The organism is Chromobacterium sp. IIBBL 290-4, from assembly GCF_024207115.1.
GTDB lineage: Bacteria > Pseudomonadota > Gammaproteobacteria > Burkholderiales > Chromobacteriaceae > Chromobacterium.
Genome location: NZ_CP100128.1, coordinates 3066019 through 3083648 on the forward strand (window position 1 = coordinate 3066019; position 17630 = coordinate 3083648).

Sequence of the window (17630 nt, forward strand, 5' to 3'; positions counted from 1 at the left end):
AAGCACATGTCTACAAAAGGACAACGTACCAACGCGCGCCAGCCGGTTGCGCGCGTCAAAGGCCGTGAAACCGCGCAGCCGCGCCAGAACACGGGCCGCAGCCAAGGCCAGATGCGCCAAGGCAAGAATTCCCCCTCCGGCGGCATCCAGCCGCGCTTTCCGCAGCAGAACGGTCAAGGCCAGCAGCAAGGCCGCCGCGCCGGCGGTCCGCGCCAACAGCAACGCGACGCTTATGGCAATCCGGTGATGCCGTCGCAGGATGGCGTGCCGCTGTTCAAGATGAGCCGCCGCGAGCAGGAGCAGCAAATGCTGGCCTCCGGCAATCGCAAGCCGCAATACCAGCGCGACAGCAATGGCGATGTGAACGGCAACGTCGCGCCGCTGGAGCATGAACGCCGCTTCGGCAACAAAAACGCCGCCCGTCCGGTTGCGGAAGGCCGCGGCCGCAAGGCGCCGGAAGGCGCCGCCAAGCCGCAACAAGGCGAACCGCGCGCCGACGCCAAGCCCAGAGCCGACGGCAAGCCCAAGCAACAAGTGCTGAAGGCCAAGAAGCTGCGTCTGCGCAGCCCCAGCCAGGACATCAAGAACAAGGCGCAGAAACTGAAGGAAGTACGCGTCGATCTGAACGAGATCGAGCCGGTGCGCCTGCAGAAAGCCCTGTCCTCGTCCGGCGTGGGGTCGCGCCGCGAAATGGAAGAGTGGATCGAAGCCGGCCTGGTGCTGGTCAACGGCAAAAAGGCCAGCCTGGGCGACAAAGTCGGCCCGCACGACAAGGTGACGGTCAAGGGCGACCCGATCAAGCTGAAGTGGGCCGACCGCCTGCCGCGCGTGATCATGTACCATAAAGAAGAGGGCGAGATCGTCACCCGCGACGATCCGGAAGGCCGCGTCACCGTGTTCGACCGTCTGCCGCAAGCCAAATCCAGCCGCTGGGTGGCGATTGGCCGTCTGGACGTCAACACTTCCGGCTTGCTGCTGATCACCACCAGCGGCGAACTGGCCAACCGCATGATGCACCCGAGCTTCGAAGTGGAGCGCGAGTATTCGGTGCGCGTGCTGGGCGAATTGACCCCGGAAATCATGAAGGAGATGACCAAGGGCGTGGAACTGGAGGACGGCGAAGCGCGCTTCGACCGCATCTTCCAGACCGGCAGCCAGGAAGAGTCCGCCAATCAGTGGTTCAACGTGGTGATCAAGGAAGGCCGCAACCGCGAAGTGCGCCGCATGTTCGAGCATTTCGGCCTGACCGTCAGCCGCCTGATGCGCGTGCGCTTCGGCAATATCGGCCTGCCTCCGCGCCTGAAGCGCGGCCAGTTCTATGAGCTCAACGCCGCCGAAGTGGCCGCCGTGATGAAGTGGTCGAATCTGACCGTTACCGGCGGCAAGCCGGTCAAGCCGGTCCGCCGCGGCTCGCCGCGCAAGCCCAAGGCCGCGCCGCGCCAAGAGTAAGCGATGGGGCTCATCCTGAGCGATGAGCCTAGGCTGAAGGTTCGGGCGATCGCCATAGGCGGTTGCCCGTTTTGCTTTTCAGGTCGCGGGGACGACATGGAAGATTTCATGAGCATGGCGGAAGGCGAATGGCTGCCGCCGCAGGAGCGCAAAATGCGCGCCGCTATCATCATCATCGAAGGCGGCCGGCTGCTGTTGATGCGCCGGGTCAAGCCCGACAAGGATTATTACGCCTTGCCTGGCGGCAATATCAAAAAGAACGAGACGCCGGCGATGGCCTGCGTGCGCGAGACCCGCGAGGAAACCGGCTTGAATGTGTGGTTGGGCGGCGAGGTGTGCGTGCTGGAAGGCAATAAGCGCACCGAGCATGTTTTCCTGGCGCGGGAGCACCGCGGCATGTTGCGCCTGGGCGGGCCGGAGCTGGCCAAATTGTCGGCGGACAATCATTACGAGCTGGTGTGGCTGGACGCGGCGGCGCTGCGACAGGTCAGGCTGCGCCCCAAGGCGCTGCTGCCATATTGCCTGGCCTTGCTGGAAGGCGATGGCGCGCCTTTGCTTCAGGCATAATACCAACAGCTTTCAATCGGATTAGATGGAACGAGCATGAGCAAGGCGTTTACCCGAGAAGACGAAGAGCAGGACGACGATCTCCCCGCTGAGCGCCGCCTGCCGGCGTCGACCAAGAATTACATCACGCCGGGCGGCTGGCAGCGCTTGAAGGATGAGTTGTATCACCTGGTCAACCGCGAACGGCCGGAGATCGTGCAAGTGGTCAACTGGGCGGCCAGCAATGGCGACCGTTCGGAAAACGGCGATTATCTGTATGGCAAGCGGCGCTTGCGCGAAATCGACCGCCGCATCCAGTTTTTGACCAAGCGGCTGGAAATCGCCGAGGTGGTGGATCCGGAGGCGCGCGAGGCGACCGACCAGATTTTCTTTTCGGCCAGCGTGCTGATTCAGCGCGGCGACGGCAACGAGCAAAGGCTGACGATAGTCGGCGTCGATGAGATCGACCTGCCGCGCGGGCGGATCAGCTGGATTTCTCCCATCGCCCGAGCCTTGCTGAAAGCCAGGGAGGGGGACTCGGTGTTGTTCCGCGGCCCGGATGGCGACGAGGACATCGAGGTGCTGGAAGTGCGCTACTGCAAGATTGATTGAGTCGGATGGAATGCTAAAAAGCCCGGATCGCAGGATCCGGGCTTTTTCATGAGCGTATTCTAGGGGAGAGCGTTTTCCGCCAAGCGGCCGTTGATCAGGAACCAGTCGCGGGTGGCCTTGTCTCCGCCGTCGCCGAAGGCGATCTGCAGCAGGCGCTGCTGCTCGTGATGCAGGCTGTCTTCCAGTCTGGAGCCTTCTTCGCTGAGGCTAAGTTGCTTGACGCGCTTGTCGTGCGGCGCGGCTTGGCTGCACACCAGGCCCATTTCCATCAACTGGCGCAGGGGAATGTTGATGGCTTGCTTGGTGACGCCGAGGAAGGACAGCAAGTCCTTGACCGACAATTTGGGATAGCGCGCGACAAAAAACAGGATGCGATGGTGCACCCTGGCCAAGCCTCTTTTGGCCAGAATCTCATCCGGCTTGGCGGTCAGCGCTTTGTAGGCGTAAAAGAAGATCTCAATGGCGGCGCGAGTGTCCAGAATGGCCTCGGTCTCCGGTCGGTCGATAGTCTGGTTCATATTGTGTCCTGGTTAGGGGCAGGGCGCCTATTTTGGCGCTAGGTTTTTTTGCGTTTTCGCGTGTATTGTCCGGCATGGCGTATGGGTTCGCCATTTTGCCGGCGCATCGATTCAGTATGCTTTTCGACTTGAAGTAGATCAATGATATTTGATCATTTCCTGTCCATTGGCAGGGGAACTACTGAGGGTGCATTGCGACTTTGCCAGCACGGCTTTGCGTAGTTTGCCATGATGGCTGCACAAACGCGTTCGCATCAGCAAAAATGATAGCCGATTGCGTGAGTCGGGAAGATGGAGCGCGCTTAATTGTTGCGGACGACGACATTCACGCTGGAGAGCGGATAGCCTATCTCTCCTACTGCGATCGATGTCCAGATATTGCCTTTGTGCGCCACCAGATAGCGGTCGGAGTCGTTGTAGATGATGAACCGGCTGTTCTGCGCCGTTTCCCAGAGCGATGTGCTGTTGGCGCAGGGTTTGTCGCAGATGAAATCCAGCTGATAGCCATCCTGTTTCAACTGGCGTTGATACGCTTCCCAGACTTGCAAGGTGCTTTGCGTTTCCGGGTGCTCATATACGTTTTTATAAACTTGGCCTCGCAGGAGTTCAGACTTGGCGACGCGCACCGAGCCATCGTTATTCAAGCGCGGGCGGCTGAGGAAAACCGTCAGTTGATCCAGCTCTTTGTAGCTAGGCGAGCGTTCTTCTTTTACGGGCAATGGCGAGGCGACTGGCGAAGGCTGGGTCAGTTTGATTTTGGGAGACAGGGCGCCGTTGCCGGTTTTATCGCTGCTGACGGCGCTGCCGACGCTTTTGACGGTATCAACCGCTTGGTTGACTGAGTTGAGCACGGAGCCAAGATCGAAAGCCAGGGCGGCGCTGCAGTTTGTCACAGTGAGAATGAAGCCAAGGGTGGTGGCGGCGCGCATGATGGGTTCTCAGGATGATTGCTGATAGCCACAGTATTCAGACGATATATGAAACAAGCAATGACATTGATATTTTAAAATGCTTTTGGATTGATGGCTGTTGTAAAGATCGCTTATGGCCAGATGCGCGGGCGATGGACTGTGTTTCCTTTCAAGGCACCAATATGGTCGACTCCCAGTCGGCGCCGGCTTGTCGGCGATAGATCCGGCGGTCATGCAGCCTATCCGCCAGCGAAGCGTGGCCGATTTCAACGAATTCAGGCCGCAGCGTCAAAACACACACGCCAGGCGGCGTTTCCACCTGTGCCGGCAAGTTCTGCCGCAATGCCTCGGCCTCGGCGAGCAAGACCTCGCGCGAGGGCAGCGGGCTGCTCTGCGGGCGCGCCAGCTGATGGTAGAGGTCCGGCAGCTGGCCCGCGCGGCTTCTGTTCTGCCAATCGCGGCGGGTGGCTTCGCACTGTCCAAGGCTGGCCTGGCCGCGCAGCCGGTATTGGACCATTTGCAGCGGCCAGAAGCCGCTCAGCTCCCATTTGCCGTTGGCCTGCCAATGGCGGATCTTGGGGCTGTGGGCATTGACTTTCAATACGATGCCGTTTTCGTCCAGCGCGCGCAGCGTGACGATGCGCGAGGCGGGCTGGCCCTCTTCGTCCACCGTGATGAAGGTGGCGAAGTGGGCGCAAGCATCGTTTTGCTCAATGGCGGCTTGATAGAAGGCTTGCAGGCGATTCAAGGGCTGGGGCATTTGGCGGCTTCCGGAAATTGTCGGATCAGAGATTGAGTGTGCTGGCGGCCAATAAAGAAAAGCCGCCGACGCTTGCGAGTCAGCGGCTTGCCGGCTTCGCGCGGTCTGATCAGATCAGGCCGCGTTTTTTCAGCATCGCTTGCGCCTGCGGCTCATGGCCGCGGAAGGCGCGGAAGGCGGCGCGCTGTTCGCGGGCGTCGCCGGCGCTGTAGATATGGCGGTGCAGTTTGTCGGCCAGTTCCGGGTCGAACAGATCGCCGGCCTCTTCGAATGCGGCGAAGGCTTCCGCCTCCAGCACCTCCGCCCACAGGTAGACGTAATAGCCGGCGGCGTAACCGCCGTTGAACAGGTGGTTGAAGTGCGGCAGGGAGTGGGCGAGCTCGGCCTCCGGCGGCAGGCCGTAGCGGCGGCATAGCTCGGCCTCGAAAGCGTCGGGGTCGTCAATGCCGTCTGCCTGCTGGTGCAGCGCCAGATCGAGCAGCGCCGAAATGGCGTAGCGCACGGTGGCATGGCCCTGCTGGAAATTCTGCGCGGCCAATATTTTGGCCACCAGCTCCGGAGGGATGGCTGCGCCGGTTTCCACATGGCGGGCGTGCTTGTCCAGTATCCCGGGCGCCAGCACCCAGTTCTCCATCAATTGCGATGGCAATTCCACGTAGTCGCGCGGCACTCTTGAGCCGGCCAGGCGCGGGTAGCGCACATCGGACAATAGGCAGTGCAGGGCATGGCCGAACTCATGGAACAGCGTGCGCGCGTCGTCGAAGCTGAGCAGCGTCGGCGCGCCTTTGGCGAAGTTGGTGTTGTTGACGACGATGGGCAGGGAAATGCCGCCATGCCTTCCCTGGGCGCGGTAGATGCTGTTCCAAGCGCCGCCCTTCTTGCTGGGGCGGGCGAAGTGGTCGCTGAGGAAGATGCCGATCAATTGACCGTGGCGGCTGACTTCCCAAGTGCGGACGTCCGCGTGGTAGCGAGGCAGGTCGTGCCGTTCTTCGAAGCTCAGGCAGAACAAGCGGCCGGCGACGTCGAACATGGCGGCCTGCATGCTTTCCAGGCTGAAATAAGGCTTCACTTGCGCATCGTCCAGCGCGTAATGCTCTAAGCGGACTTTTTCCGCCAGATAGCGCCAGTCCCAGGGCTTAATGTCTTCGCTCAAGCCCAGCTTGCGCGCCAGCGCCTGCAGTTGTCGCTTTTCGCGCTCGAACAATGCCTTGGCGGGCTCCCAGACCTGCTCCAACAACTGGTAGACCGCCTGCGGCTCGCCGGCCATGCGGTCGGTCAGCGCGTAGTCGGCGTAATTGGCGTAGCCGAGCAAGCGAGCCTGTTTTTGCCGCAATTGCAGGATGCGGCAGAGCAGGGGGCGGTTGTCGCGCCCGGCTTGCGAGCCGCGTCGGGTCTTGGCGCGCCAGATGGCCTCGCGCAGATCGGCGCGGCTGGCGTGAGCGAGAAAGGCGGTGGCGGAAGAGTGGGCCAGCGTTGCGGCATGGCCTTCCAGGCCGCGTTGGCGCGCGGCTTCCGCCATCGATGCGCGCAGCGCCGCCGGCAAGCCGGCCAGTTCGGCCTCGTCGCGCAGTTGCAGCGCGTACTCGGCCTCGTCGGCCAAAACATTCTGGCCGAACTCCGCGGATAGGCGGGCTAGTTCGGCGACCGCGTCGGAGAATCCCCGACGCGCCTCGCCTTGCAGACAGGCGCCGGCCATCGTGAAGTCGCGGTGCAGACGTTGCAGCAGGCGGCGGGCTTCCGCGTCCAGCTCCAGTTCCATGGCCTGCTTAGCGACGGCGTCCAGGCGGGCGAACAGCGTCTCATTCAGATAGATGGCGCTGTGATGGGCCGCCAGCTTGGGCGCCAAGTCGCGCTCGGCAGCCCGTAGCTCCGGCGACGAATGCGAGGCGCACAGATTCTGGAAAACCAGTGCAACCCGGCTCAGCGGCAAGGCCGCAGATTCCAGCGCTTCCAGCGTGTTGGCGAAGGTGGCCGGCTCGGTTTGCCTGGCGATGTCGTCAACGGCCTGACGGTGTTCCGCCATCAGTTGCTCCAGCGCCGGCGCGAAATGCTCGGCGCGGATCCGGTCGAAGGGCGGCAGTTGATGCGGCGTGTCCCAGGCTTGCAGCAACGGGTTGTCCATGGTTTTCCTTTACGTGTTCCGGCTTGCGGGGTTTATTGGGCGACGGCGGGCGAGGACGGCGGCGTTTTCGCCCGCCATCAGGCCTCAGATCAGCCCGCGGTTCTTCAACATCTCTTCGGCGCGCGGGTCATGGCCGCGGAAGGCGCGGAAAGCCGCGCGTTGCTCGCGGGCGTCGCCGGCGCTGTAGATATGACGGTACAGCTTGTCGGCCAGTTCCGGGTTGAACGGATCGCCCGCTTCTTCGAAGGCTGCAAAGGCTTCGGCTTCCAGTACTTCCGCCCACATATAGACGTAGTAGCCGGCGGCGTAGGCGTCGTCGGAGAAGATATGGCCGAAGTGCGGCGGGCGGTGGTTCATGCCGGCTTCGGGCGGGATGCCCAGCCGCTCGCGCTCGGCTGCCTCAAAGGCGGAGATGTCCACGCCGTCAGCGTCGGCGCGCTGATGCAGGGCCAGATCGATCAGGGTGGAGGCGGTGTAGCGCACCGTGTCGAAGCCCTGGTTGAAGTGGCGCGCCGCTTTGATCTTGGCTACCAGTTCGGCCGGGATAGGTTCTCCTGTTTCGGCGTGACGGGCATGCTTTTCCAGAATCTCGGGCGCCAGCGCCCAGTTTTCCATCAGTTGCGATGGCAGCTCGACGTAGTCCCACGGGCAGTTGGGGCCCGCCAGCAGACGGTACTCCACATTGGACAGCAAACCATGCAGGCCGTGGCCGAACTCATGGAACAGCGTGCGGACATCGTCGGCGCTCAACAGGGTCTGGCCATGGCTGGCCTTGGCGAAGTTATTGTTATTGACCACGATGGGCTGCGTTTCGCCGCCATTTCGGCTTTGGTAGCGATAGGAGTGCATCCAGGCGCCGCCGCGTTTGTGCGGACGGGCGAAGTTGTCGCCCAGGAACAGGCCGATGATTTGGCCCGCGCGGCTGACATCCCAGGCGCGCGCGTCCGGGTGGTAAAGCTTGAGGTCATGCCGTTCGCTGAAGCTGAGGCCGAACAGGCGGCCGGCGACGTCGAACATCGCGGCAATCATATTGTCCAGGCTGAAGTAGGGCTTGATCTCGGCGTCGTCCAGCGCGTAGCGGGCGATGCGCACTTTCTCGGCCAGATGGAACCAGTCCCAGGGCTGGATGTCGGTCGGTTCGCCCAACTTGGCCGCTTCCTCGCGCAGCAAAACCTTCTCCGCTTCGAAACGGCCTTTGGCCGGCTCCCACACCTGTTCTAGCAAGGCATGCACGGCGGCGGGCGTGCCGGCCATGCGGTTGGCGATGGCGTAGTCGGCGAAGTTGGCGAAGCCCAGCAATCGGGCTTGCTCCACGCGCAAGGCCAGGATTTGCTTGGCCAGCGGACGGTTGTCGCGTTCGGGGTGTTCGCCGCGGCCGGTCCAGGCGCGCCAGGCTTGCTCGCGCAGATCGCGGCGCGGCGAGAAGGTCAGGAAAGGCACGACAGCCGAACGCGACAGCGTGATCACCCAGCCTGCCAGCCCGCGCGCTTGCGCGGCGGCTTGGGCGGCGTCGATCAGAAAAGCGGGCAGGCCGGCGAGATCTTGCTCTTCCAGCACGAGTGTGTATTCGGCTTCGTCCGCCAGCACGTTCTGGCTGAAGGCGGTGGTCAGTTCCGCCAGCTTGCCGACCACGTCGGCGTAGCGTTGCCGATCCGCGCCTTGCAGTTTGGCGCCGGCGCGGACGAAGTTGCGGTGGATCAGATCCAGCAGGCGGTCTTGTTCCTCGCTCAGGCCCAGTTCGGCGCGGCGGGCATGCACCTGATCCAGCCGGGCGAAAAACCCTTCATGCATATGGATGCGGCTGTGATGGCCGGCCAGCTTGGGCGCCATATTGCGCTCCACTTCCTGCAAGGCAGGCGAGCTTTGCGAGGCGGTCAGGTTGTCCAGCAGCAACTGGGCGCGCTCCAGGCGCAAGCCGCTGCGGTCGAAGGCGGCGGCGGTGTTTTCAAAGCTGGCGGGCTCGTTCAGCGCGGCCAGCTGGTCGATTTCGGCCAGGTGCTCGGCGAATAGGACATCGAATGCCGGCTCGAAGTGCTCGGCTTGAACCTGATCGAAGGGCGGCAGTTGGTGCGGGGTGTTCCAGGCTTGCAGCAAGGGATTGGCGGACATGTCGATTGTCTCTGTATGGGCGGTAAAAGTCTGAAAATGACTCTAGCATTGTTTGTTTTGAAAACAAAACAGCGAATGCTGATGCGCTTGTCAGAGGTTCTGGGCGATGTGCCACAACACGCCGGACGGGTCGGTCAACGGGAAATCCAGCATGCCCCACGGCTGTTGTTTCAATTCGCCTATTTTGATTTGGTACTTTCCGGCGATGCCGCGGGCGGTCAGCTCCGCATGCCAGGCGGCGGCGTCCTCCACCAATAGATGCATCATGCAATTGGCGGCGGCTTCGGGATGGTAGTAGTCCTGCAGCAGGAAGCTGCAATCGCCGTGGGCGAAATAGGCGACATCATGGCTGACTGATTTGCGCTCGAAGCCGAGGTCTTGGTAGAAGGCCTGGGAGAGCTGGAAATCTTTGCAGGGAATGAAGGCTTTGATTTCGATGGAAGCCAGATTTTTAATGACAATGTCCTTTTGTGGGGCAAATGAAAACCCGCCGAATGGAATCGGCGGGCGGGTGATCAGGCATGAGCTTAGGCGAGTTTGGGCTCGTCTTCCAGCATGGACACGCCGGCGAGGCCGGAACGGAACACGGCCTGTTGCAAAGTGTCTATCGCCTTTTTGCGGAAGAACTGCTTGCGCGTCACCAGCAGCACGCGGCGTTGTGGTGCCGGCTGGCTGAACGGCACGATGGACAGCAGGGACTCATCGGACGGGCCGATGGAGGTGGCCGGCATCACGGTGACGCCCATGCCGCTGGCCACCATGTGGCGGATGGTGTTGAGCGAACTGCCTTGCAGCGTGCTGGCCAGGCTGTTGCCATAGCTGGGGCGGCTGGATAGTTCGCTGCAGGTTTGCAGCACCTGGTCGCGGAAGCAGTTGCCGGGGCTGAGCAAGAGCACGCTTTCCTCGGACAACTGGCAAGCCGGGATGGCGTCCATCTTTTCCCAGTGGTGGCCCTTGGGCATGGCGACGACGAAAGGCTCGTCGTACAGCGGCCAGGCTTCGATGCCGGTTTCCTCGAAAGGATCGGCGACGATGATGGCGTCCACCTCGCCGCGCTTGAGCATTTCCGCCAGCCTGGAGGTGTAGTTCTCTTCCAGGATCAGCGGCATGTCCGGCGCCAGGATGCGCAGCGCCGGAATCAGCTTGGGCAGCAGATAGGGGCTGATGGTGAAGATCACCCCCAGCTTCAGCGGGCCGGCCAGTTCGTTCTGATGCTCGCCGGCCAGCCGTTTCACCGTGTCCGCCTCTTCCAGCACGCGCTGCGACTGCTCGATGATGCGTTCGCCTATCTCGGTGACCGCCACTTCCTGGCCGCCGCGTTCAAACAGGGTGACGCCCAGCTCATCCTCCAGCTTTTTGATGGCGATGGACAGCGTGGGCTGGCTGACAAAGCAGCTCTGGGCGGCGCGGCCGAAGTGGCGCTCGCGCGCCACCGCCACGATATAGCGCAGTTCGGTCAGCGTCATGGCTTAGCGTTGATGCTCCGGCAGCACGATGTTGACCTCCAGGACTTCATAATCGTCCTGGCGTTCCACTTGCACCTTGATGTCTTCCAGATTGACAGACACGTATTTGGAGATCACTTCCATCAGCTCGCGCTGCAGCGCCGGCAGATAGTCGGGCGCGTGGCGGCCGTTGCGTTCGTGGGCCAGGATGATCTGCAGACGTTCTCTGGCGATGGCGGCGGATTTTTGGCGCTTGCCAAAAATCATATCGATCAATGACATGACTTAACCTCCAAACAGGCGCTTGAGGATGCCCACCTTGGGGGCGTCCAGGAAGCGCATCGGGCGATCTTCGCCCAGGAAGCGCGCTACCACGTCGGTATAGGCCTCGGCCACATCCGTACCCTTCAGGTGGATGGCCGGGGTGCCCGAGTTGGAGGCTTGCAGCACGCTTTGCGACTCCGGAATCACGCCGATCAGCGGCACGCGGAGGATTTCCTTGACGTCTTCCACCGACAGCATTTCGCCCTTGTCGACGCGGCCCGGCGCGTAGCGGGTGATCAGCAGATGCTCTTTCACCGGCTCGCGGCTTTCCTCGGCGCGCTTGGATTTGGACGACAGGATGCCCAGGATGCGGTCGGAGTCGCGCACCGACGACACTTCCGGGTTGGTGACGATCAGGGCCTCATCGGCGAAGTACAGCGCCATCAGCGCGCCCTTCTCGATGCCGGCCGGAGAGTCGCAGACGATGTAGTCGAAACCGGCGTCGGCCAGTTCCTTCAAGACTTTTTCCACGCCTTCCAGCGTCAGCGCGTCTTTGTCGCGGGTTTGCGAGGCCGGGATGATGAACAGGTTGTCGCAGTTCTTGTCCTTGATCAGGGCCTGGTTCAGGCTGGCTTCGCCATTGACGACATTGATCAGGTCGTAGACCACGCGGCGTTCGCAGCCCATGATCAGGTCCAGATTGCGCAGGCCGACGTCGAAGTCGATCACCACAGTCTTGTGGCCGCGCAGTGCCAGGCCGGAAGCGAAGCTTGCGCTAGTGGTGGTTTTGCCTACGCCACCCTTGCCGGATGTCACAACGATGATTTTTGCCACGGGGCTTTCCTTTGAATAAGGTGTTACTCGCCGAGCGCGGTCATCACCAGCCGCTCGTTTTCAAGATAGATTTGGGTGGGTTTGCCCAGAATGCTGTCGGGCAAAGCTTGTTCGATGGTGCGATAGACGCCGGCGATGGACACCAGTTCCGCTTCCATGCTGCGGGCGAAGATGCGCGCCTCGGCATTGCCGCGCGCGCCGGCCAGGGCGCGGCCGCGCAGCGGGGCGTACACATGGATGTTGCCGTCGGCGATCACTTCGGCGCCGGCGCTGACCATGGCCAGCACCACCAGGTCGCAGCCCTTGGCGTAGATCTGTTGGCCGGCCCGGACAGGCCGGTCGATGATCATGGTGGCGGCGGGCGCGGGCGCGGGCGCGGCGATGGGCGCAACCGTTTCGGCTGCCGGTTTGGCGGGCTCCTGGATAGACTGCACCGAGCGCGGCTGGGCCGCGCTGTTGGCGAAGGCCAGGCCGAAGCGGCTGGCGACAGCGGCCATGGCGTTGTCCGGATGGCGCAATGCCACGGCGCGGATGCCGCGGCGGCTCAACAGCGGCAGCAGTCGGCCAAGGTCCAGCTCGGCCGGGCGCGGCAGCGCTTCCACGTCGAGCACGAAGGCTTCCGCCGGAGCGTCGTTGCTGGTGCCGAATCGCGCGTCCAGCGCCTGGCTCAATTCGTCCAGGTTATCGGTGCGCAACAATAAGGCCAGCAGGTCCAGGCTGGCGGATTTGATATCAAAGGCGTTGGCCGCAGGGCTCATGAGATAGCTTTATACCTGGATAGATTTCTTCTATGAGGGAGTGTACTGGCTTGGGGCCCGGCTTTCAATGGCGGCGCGCGGCCGCCTGGACTTTGCGCCGCCGCCGCGTCGAAAACCGCTGCCGATAGTCTGGCGAAGATTGTTGCAATGCAAAGTTTGTCTTGGAAGTCTGGCCTGCAAGGACAGGTGCGGGACTGTCATTAATCTGGAATGATGCTGTGGTAAAAACGGATACAAAATAGTTGCTTAGCGAGTTGTGCAGTGCACCATTACGTTGACGTCAGTTAGCTTGCTGGGGTAAAGTGTGATTGTTGCGATGCAATATTCGTGAACCGACAGTTTTGTTGCTGCATTACCAGGTCGCAGTCTTCATGACAATTTAGGAGTTGATTACATGTTCACCACCACTCAGGAACTCTCCGCTCTCGGCCAGTCTCAGTTCGACAAGGCTGTCCGTCTGTCCTCCATCGTATTGGCCGGCGCCGAGCGTTTCGCCAGCCTGCAACTGGATCTTTCCCGCAAACTGCTGAATGACAACGCCGAAGCCTTCAAGGCGCTGAGCGAAGTCAAGGACGTCAAGGCGCTGGGCGAAGTGCAAAGCGGCCTGACCCAGCCGGTGCTGGATCAAGCTTTCTCCGCCGCCCGCAATGTCTACGACGCCGCCTTGGCCACTCAGAACGAGCTGTCCAGCTTTGTCGAAGAGCAGATCGCCGAGAACAACAAGGCGCTGCAAAGCAGCCTGGAGCGTCTGTCCAAGAACGCCCCGGCCGGCTCCGACATCGCCGTCGCCGCGCTGAAGACCTTGCTGAACACTTCGACCGCCGCTTTTGAAAGCGTGTCCAAGACCGCCAAGAAGGTCAGCGCCGAAATCGCCGAAGCCGGCGTGGAAGCCGCCACCAATTCGGCCAAGGCCGCCAGCGCCGCCGTAGCGCGCAAGAAAACCGCGTCGACTACCGCTGCCTGATAGCCGCGGGCTCGGCTGCCTCGGTCGGATGCGATCGGGATGCGGCGGAGCGGAGTAGATGGACCCAGGGCCGGACTTGTTCCGGCCCTTTCTCTTTGCCGATGCCCTGCCAGCGCGATGCTGGCGCGCTCCCATCCGCCGCTGAAGGCGCTGCGGGGCCGGCAGTTTCGATGCTGGGCGAACCGGATCAGCTTGCGCAGCCCTGAAGGGCCGCATCGCCATGCTGCAGCGATTTCGCCGTCTCGATGATGCGGTCGCGCAGCCAGGCGTGAGCTTGGCTTTTGTCGTGGCGCTGATGCCAATAGAGTGTCCAGCTCAGATCGGGGATGGGCAGCGGCAGATCGTGTATGACAAGCTGCGGATCATTCAGGCTTAATGCGTGCCGCTCAGACATGATAATGGCGTAGGGCAGGGCGTGCAGCATATTGGGCGCGGTGAACCAGTGCGGGATATTGAGCGCGATCCGGCGCGCGCAGCCGATTTCGTTCAGCTGCGCATCGATCAGGCTATGCTGGCCAGCGGTGATCGATACGTTCAGAAAGTCGAGCGCCAGAAATCTTTCCAGCGTCAGAGGCTTGTCGGCGTTGGGGTGGTGGCGGCTGAGCACGCAGACCATCCTATCTTGAAACACTTTCACCGAAGACAGCGTGTCGACATTTTCCAGTCGCGCGCTGATCGCCATATCCAATTGTCCCGTCTCCAGCGCCGCCGCCGTCTGCGCGGCGTTCAGGTGCATGATATTCATGGATAGCTTCGGCGCTGCCTCGCGCACTCGGCGCAATAGGGTGGGCAACAGCAGCAGTTCCGTCAGATCCGACATCCGCACGGCGAATTGCCGATGCGCGGTTCGCGGGTCGAATTGATAGTCAGACTCGAAGAGCGCTTTGATCTGCTGCATGATTTGCCGCGTGGGCTCTATCAGCGCCTGGGCCCTTGGAGTCAGTTCCATGCCGCTTGCGGTTCGCGCCAGCAGCTCGTCTTTGAACTGGTCGCGCAGGCGGGACAGCGCATTGCTGACGGCGGGCTGCGATAAGCCCAGTTTCAAACCCGCCCGCGTGACGTGTTTCTCCGTAAGCAGCGCGTCCAGGATGACCAGTAGATTCAAGTCTGTCGAGCGTAGGTTCATGAAGCTTCCATTGGTATGTCTTAAAGCCCAGGCCATTATTTCAGTTATTTGGAATGGCGGCGACTCTGGGGCACCGGCCAAGCGGGGCAGGCTGGCGGCCGCCAAAATTTTCAATATGGGAGCCTCTCCGGCAATGAAATGACCAGGTTCGGCGGGAGGAAGGGACGCCTCGGCGCCCCTGAGCTCAGCGCGAAAATGCTTGCCGCAAGGCCTGAATGATCTCTTCGCTGTCCGAGACTTGCCCCAGCCGCGGAAAGATCTGGGTCAGGGCGAATGCCTGCGCATCGGCGGATAATGTGCTGACGGCATCGCTGGCGATGATGACGTTGTAGCTGTTTTCATAAGCCTGGCGAGCGGTGGACTCGACGCCGATATTGGTGGCGATGCCGGTCAGGACAAGGCCGGTGATGCCGCGGCGCCGCAGTTGCACATCCAGATTGGTGCCGGTGAATGCGCCCCACTGGTGCTTGGTGATTACCAGGTCATGCCGCTGCACGCCCAGTTCCGGCGCGAGGACGCTCCAGTCCGGGTCCAGATTCGGCGGCGAATGCGGCGCATCGGTCTTCACTTTCAGCGCGACGGCTCCATCCGGCTGGTAGCTGGTGCGCACATAGATGACCGGCAGATCGAGCGCGCGGAACGCCGCGGCGAGTGCTACCGTTTTGGCAACCACTTGCGCGCCGGTGTAGGGCGAAACCGGCAGCGAGACGATGCCGTTTTGCAGATCGATGGCGAGCAGGGCGACTTGGCGATTTAGGGTAGGTTTAGGCATGGATAAGCCTTATGTTGGTTGAGAAATGACGGGGTCGGCGGCGTCGATGTGCCGGCTTGAGGCCGCGTTGAGCAAGAGCAGCAGGCTGATGGCGCCCAGGATCAGGGCGAGTTGCTGCAGGCCGTGGTCGCCGGCGGGATGGCCAAGGGTCAGGCTGACGAGGGAAAACGACAAGCTGCCGCCGACATATTGCGCGGTGCGGTACAGGCCGGAGGCCGCGCCCATCTGCTCGGGCGGCGCGCTTTGGTAAAGCGTGGCCTGGTTGCCGAGGTTGTTGAAGCCATTGGGCATGCCAAAGACGACGGATAGCAGCGCGATGCTCCACACCGGCAAACTGGATGAGATGAAACACATCGCCGCGCTGCCAATGCACAGCATGAGCGTGCCGATGATCAGCACCGGGCGAGAACCGTAGCGGTCCGCAATGCGAGTCGCGATCATGGTTGTCGCGGCGCCAAGCGCCGCAATGGGCAGCAGTAGCAGGCCGGCCTCGGCGGCGGAGAGTCCTTTCGCTTCCTGCAGCCACATCGGCAAGGCATAGAAAATCGCGTAGAACACCGCATAGGAACCGATGCAGCGCAGATAGGCGCCGAGCAAGGGCCGGTTCTGGCTCAGCATGCGGACATCGATCAGCGGCGCCTGGGCCATGCGCTCGCGTTGGATCAACGCAGGACATAAAAACATCGTCAGGGCCAGCTGCCACCAGTTGGGCTCGCGCGGTGTCGACTGCAGGAATAACAGCAGGCTGGAAAGCGTCAGGATGAAGAGCGTCACGCCGGGAAGGTCCAGATCGCCAAGCGTTCCTTTTTTCTTCCCGTCGCTCAGGGCGGCATCCGCCGGCAGCCAGCGCCAGGCGAGCGCGAAGGCGATCAATACGATGGGCGCATTGATCCAGAAAATGGAGCGCCAACCTGCCCATTGCACCAATAGGCCGCCCAGCGGAGGGCCGAAGGCGACGGCCACTTGTCCGGCGATGGACATGACGCCGAGCCCGCCGATGGGCGTGCCGCCGGCGGCGTTGCGGCTGGACCAGGCATGGATGATGGCCATGCCGGCGGGGTAGGCGGCGGATGTGCCCAGGCCCAGTCCGACGCGGGCGGCGATCAGCCAGCCGATGGATGGCGCGAAAGGCGCCAGCGCGGACGCCAGCAGCACGATGGCCAGGCCCAGGCAGAAAATGCGCTTGGCGCCGAAACGATCAGCCAATCGTCCCATGGTCGGCTGCCCCACCGCGGTGGCAAGGTATAAGCCAGACACCAGCCACATCGATTCCGAGCTGGAGTGCAGGGCGCTGCGCGATGAGAAGGATTGCTGGATGCTGAGCAGCGCGACGGCGATCATCGAGGAATTCAAGGCGTTGAGCAGGGTGCCTAGCGCGATGGGCAAGATCAATCGACTGGGCAGCCGCAGTCGCGTCGGGCATTCCGTGTCGGCAGGGGGTGTTTTTTGCGATGGGAGGATTTTCATGGCTTGGTCGCAGCTTGGGTTGGCGAGGCTTGCTGCCCGGGAGCGACTACCATAGCGGTTCTGCTTTTCTTGATGAAATGGATTGTTGTGATGCCTGCATTGGCGGCGTCAATGACGGAAAGGGGCTGGAGCGTTGTGGCTGGTTATGGCGGGCGGGACCGCCCGCCTGGAGGCGTTCGGGACATGCGGCTCAAGCGGCCCTGAGTGGGGAGGGTCTTAGTTCGCGCCTTGATTGGCGAGGATGGTTTGGATGCGCGCCAACCATTCGCCACGCACGGCGGGATCAGGCAGCGTCAGCAGGATGGCGCGGGCGAGCGCGGCTGCGAAGTGCTGGGCCGCTTCCGGCAGCGGGCTGGGATAGGGCGGCAGCAGGCCGACGCGCTCGGCCAGATAGCCCTGCGCCAGTTCAGCCAGCTTGTCGGCGATGCGCCATTGGCTTTCCAGCATCGCTTCCCACTGCAAAGCATGCGGCGCGCCGTCGGGTTGCCGCAGCGAGCCTAACCCCTGATGTTGCAGCGCAATGAAGACGCGCTCGCAAAAGCGCGCGCTGTGGGCCGGACCGCAGGGCAGCCAGCAGCCTGGCGCCGGGGCCAGGGCATCCAGCATCCGGCAGGCCGCGCTATCCGGAGCCGGCGGGTTGCCGATCAAGAGCATGAAACCATGCTCGGCGGCGAAAGGGCTCCAGTCGCCCCTCAGCTCGACAACGGGCAGCGATAGCGCGGCACAGCGCGCCAATCGTTCGGCCAAGGCGTGGTCGCCATCGCGGCCCAGGTCCAGCCAGCAGTCTTCCAGTTCGATTCCCATCCATCCGGCGGGCAGCCGCGTGGCGGCAGGTTCGCGCGCAGCGGCCAGCCCTTGCGCTTCAAGTCGGCGCAAGAACCATGGCAGATGCGGAGCCTGGCCCCGGATGTGGAAGGAGATGCTCATTGCGGATACCGGATGGCCGCCGCCTTTCGGCGCCGGTTCAAATAAG

General features: G+C 62.4%; 18 protein-coding genes. 4 read left to right on the top strand and 14 right to left on the bottom strand.

All coding sequences use genetic code 11. From position 1 onward, the window contains the following. The first annotated feature begins 306 nt into the window (after window positions 1-306). The 3 genes from NKT35_RS14365 to greB all read left to right on the top strand — a co-directional run bounded on the left by NKT35_RS14365 (window position 307) and on the right by greB (window position 2607). Window positions 307-1449: a pseudouridine synthase gene (locus NKT35_RS14365; RefSeq protein WP_371926509.1), complete on the top strand. Its 1143-nt coding sequence runs from the start codon at window positions 307-309 to the stop codon at window positions 1447-1449. Between the two features lie 108 nt (window positions 1450-1557). Then, window positions 1558-2016, top strand: coding sequence for an NUDIX domain-containing protein (locus NKT35_RS14370; RefSeq protein ID WP_254294100.1), 459 nt, complete (start codon window positions 1558-1560; stop codon window positions 2014-2016). 36 nt (window positions 2017-2052) lie between these two features. Then, entirely contained in the window at window positions 2053-2607 is a 555-nt protein-coding gene (greB, locus tag NKT35_RS14375) for a transcription elongation factor GreB (RefSeq protein ID WP_254294102.1), read from the top strand. A gap of 59 nt (window positions 2608-2666) precedes the next feature. Here greB and NKT35_RS14380 read toward each other — a convergent pair whose 3' ends face one another. The 10 genes from NKT35_RS14380 to minC form a co-directional block, all read right to left on the bottom strand. Continuing rightward, entirely contained in the window at window positions 2667-3125 is a 459-nt protein-coding gene (locus NKT35_RS14380; protein ID WP_254294104.1) for a MarR family winged helix-turn-helix transcriptional regulator, read from the bottom strand. A 302-nt stretch (window positions 3126-3427) separates the two neighbouring features. Then, on the bottom strand, window positions 3428-4054 hold the full coding sequence (locus NKT35_RS14385; RefSeq protein ID WP_254294106.1) for a hypothetical protein: 627 nt from the start codon (window positions 4052-4054) through the stop codon (window positions 3428-3430). Between the two features lie 151 nt (window positions 4055-4205). After that, window positions 4206-4796, bottom strand: coding sequence for a pyridoxamine 5'-phosphate oxidase family protein (locus NKT35_RS14390; protein WP_254294108.1), 591 nt, complete (start codon window positions 4794-4796; stop codon window positions 4206-4208). A 109-nt stretch (window positions 4797-4905) separates the two neighbouring features. After that, window positions 4906-6918, bottom strand: a complete 2013-nt coding sequence (locus NKT35_RS14395; RefSeq protein WP_254294111.1) for a M3 family metallopeptidase — start codon at window positions 6916-6918, stop codon at window positions 4906-4908. A gap of 84 nt (window positions 6919-7002) precedes the next feature. Further along, window positions 7003-9027, bottom strand: coding sequence for a M3 family metallopeptidase (locus tag NKT35_RS14400; RefSeq protein ID WP_254294113.1), 2025 nt, complete (start codon window positions 9025-9027; stop codon window positions 7003-7005). A gap of 90 nt (window positions 9028-9117) precedes the next feature. Further along, entirely contained in the window at window positions 9118-9546 is a 429-nt protein-coding gene (locus tag NKT35_RS14405) for a VOC family protein (protein ID WP_371926510.1), read from the bottom strand. 8 nt (window positions 9547-9554) lie between these two features. After that, the gene (locus NKT35_RS14410; RefSeq protein WP_254294115.1) at window positions 9555-10493 is read right to left on the bottom strand and encodes a LysR substrate-binding domain-containing protein; all 939 of its coding nucleotides are present in this window, start codon (window positions 10491-10493) and stop codon (window positions 9555-9557) included. A 3-nt stretch (window positions 10494-10496) separates the two neighbouring features. Next, on the bottom strand, window positions 10497-10754 hold the full coding sequence (minE, locus tag NKT35_RS14415) for a cell division topological specificity factor MinE (protein WP_011136924.1): 258 nt from the start codon (window positions 10752-10754) through the stop codon (window positions 10497-10499). A gap of 3 nt (window positions 10755-10757) precedes the next feature. Then, window positions 10758-11570, bottom strand: a complete 813-nt coding sequence (gene minD, locus NKT35_RS14420) for a septum site-determining protein MinD (protein ID WP_254294116.1) — start codon at window positions 11568-11570, stop codon at window positions 10758-10760. A gap of 23 nt (window positions 11571-11593) precedes the next feature. Continuing rightward, entirely contained in the window at window positions 11594-12328 is a 735-nt protein-coding gene (gene minC, locus NKT35_RS14425; RefSeq protein ID WP_254294118.1) for a septum site-determining protein MinC, read from the bottom strand. 394 nt (window positions 12329-12722) lie between these two features. Between minC and NKT35_RS14430 the strand changes: the two genes are divergently transcribed. Continuing rightward, entirely contained in the window at window positions 12723-13292 is a 570-nt protein-coding gene (locus tag NKT35_RS14430; RefSeq protein ID WP_254294121.1) for a phasin family protein, read from the top strand. Between the two features lie 187 nt (window positions 13293-13479). On the opposite strand, the gene NKT35_RS14435 is transcribed toward NKT35_RS14430, so the two are convergent. The 4 genes from NKT35_RS14435 to NKT35_RS14450 form a co-directional block, all read right to left on the bottom strand. Next, complete coding sequence (locus NKT35_RS14435) at window positions 13480-14532, bottom strand: LysR family transcriptional regulator (RefSeq protein WP_254294123.1); 1053 nt, start codon at window positions 14530-14532, stop codon at window positions 13480-13482. Between the two features lie 70 nt (window positions 14533-14602). Then, window positions 14603-15190 carry a hydrolase gene (locus NKT35_RS14440; protein ID WP_254294124.1) on the bottom strand — a complete coding sequence of 196 codons (588 nt, stop codon included), beginning with the start codon at window positions 15188-15190 and terminating at the stop codon, window positions 14603-14605. 9 nt (window positions 15191-15199) lie between these two features. Further along, window positions 15200-16576 (bottom strand): MFS transporter, encoded by a 1377-nt coding sequence (locus NKT35_RS14445; RefSeq protein WP_254294126.1) that lies wholly within the window; start codon window positions 16574-16576, stop codon window positions 15200-15202. A gap of 297 nt (window positions 16577-16873) precedes the next feature. Continuing rightward, window positions 16874-17584 (bottom strand): hypothetical protein, encoded by a 711-nt coding sequence (locus NKT35_RS14450; protein ID WP_254294129.1) that lies wholly within the window; start codon window positions 17582-17584, stop codon window positions 16874-16876. Between the last annotated feature and the right edge of the window lie 46 nt (window positions 17585-17630).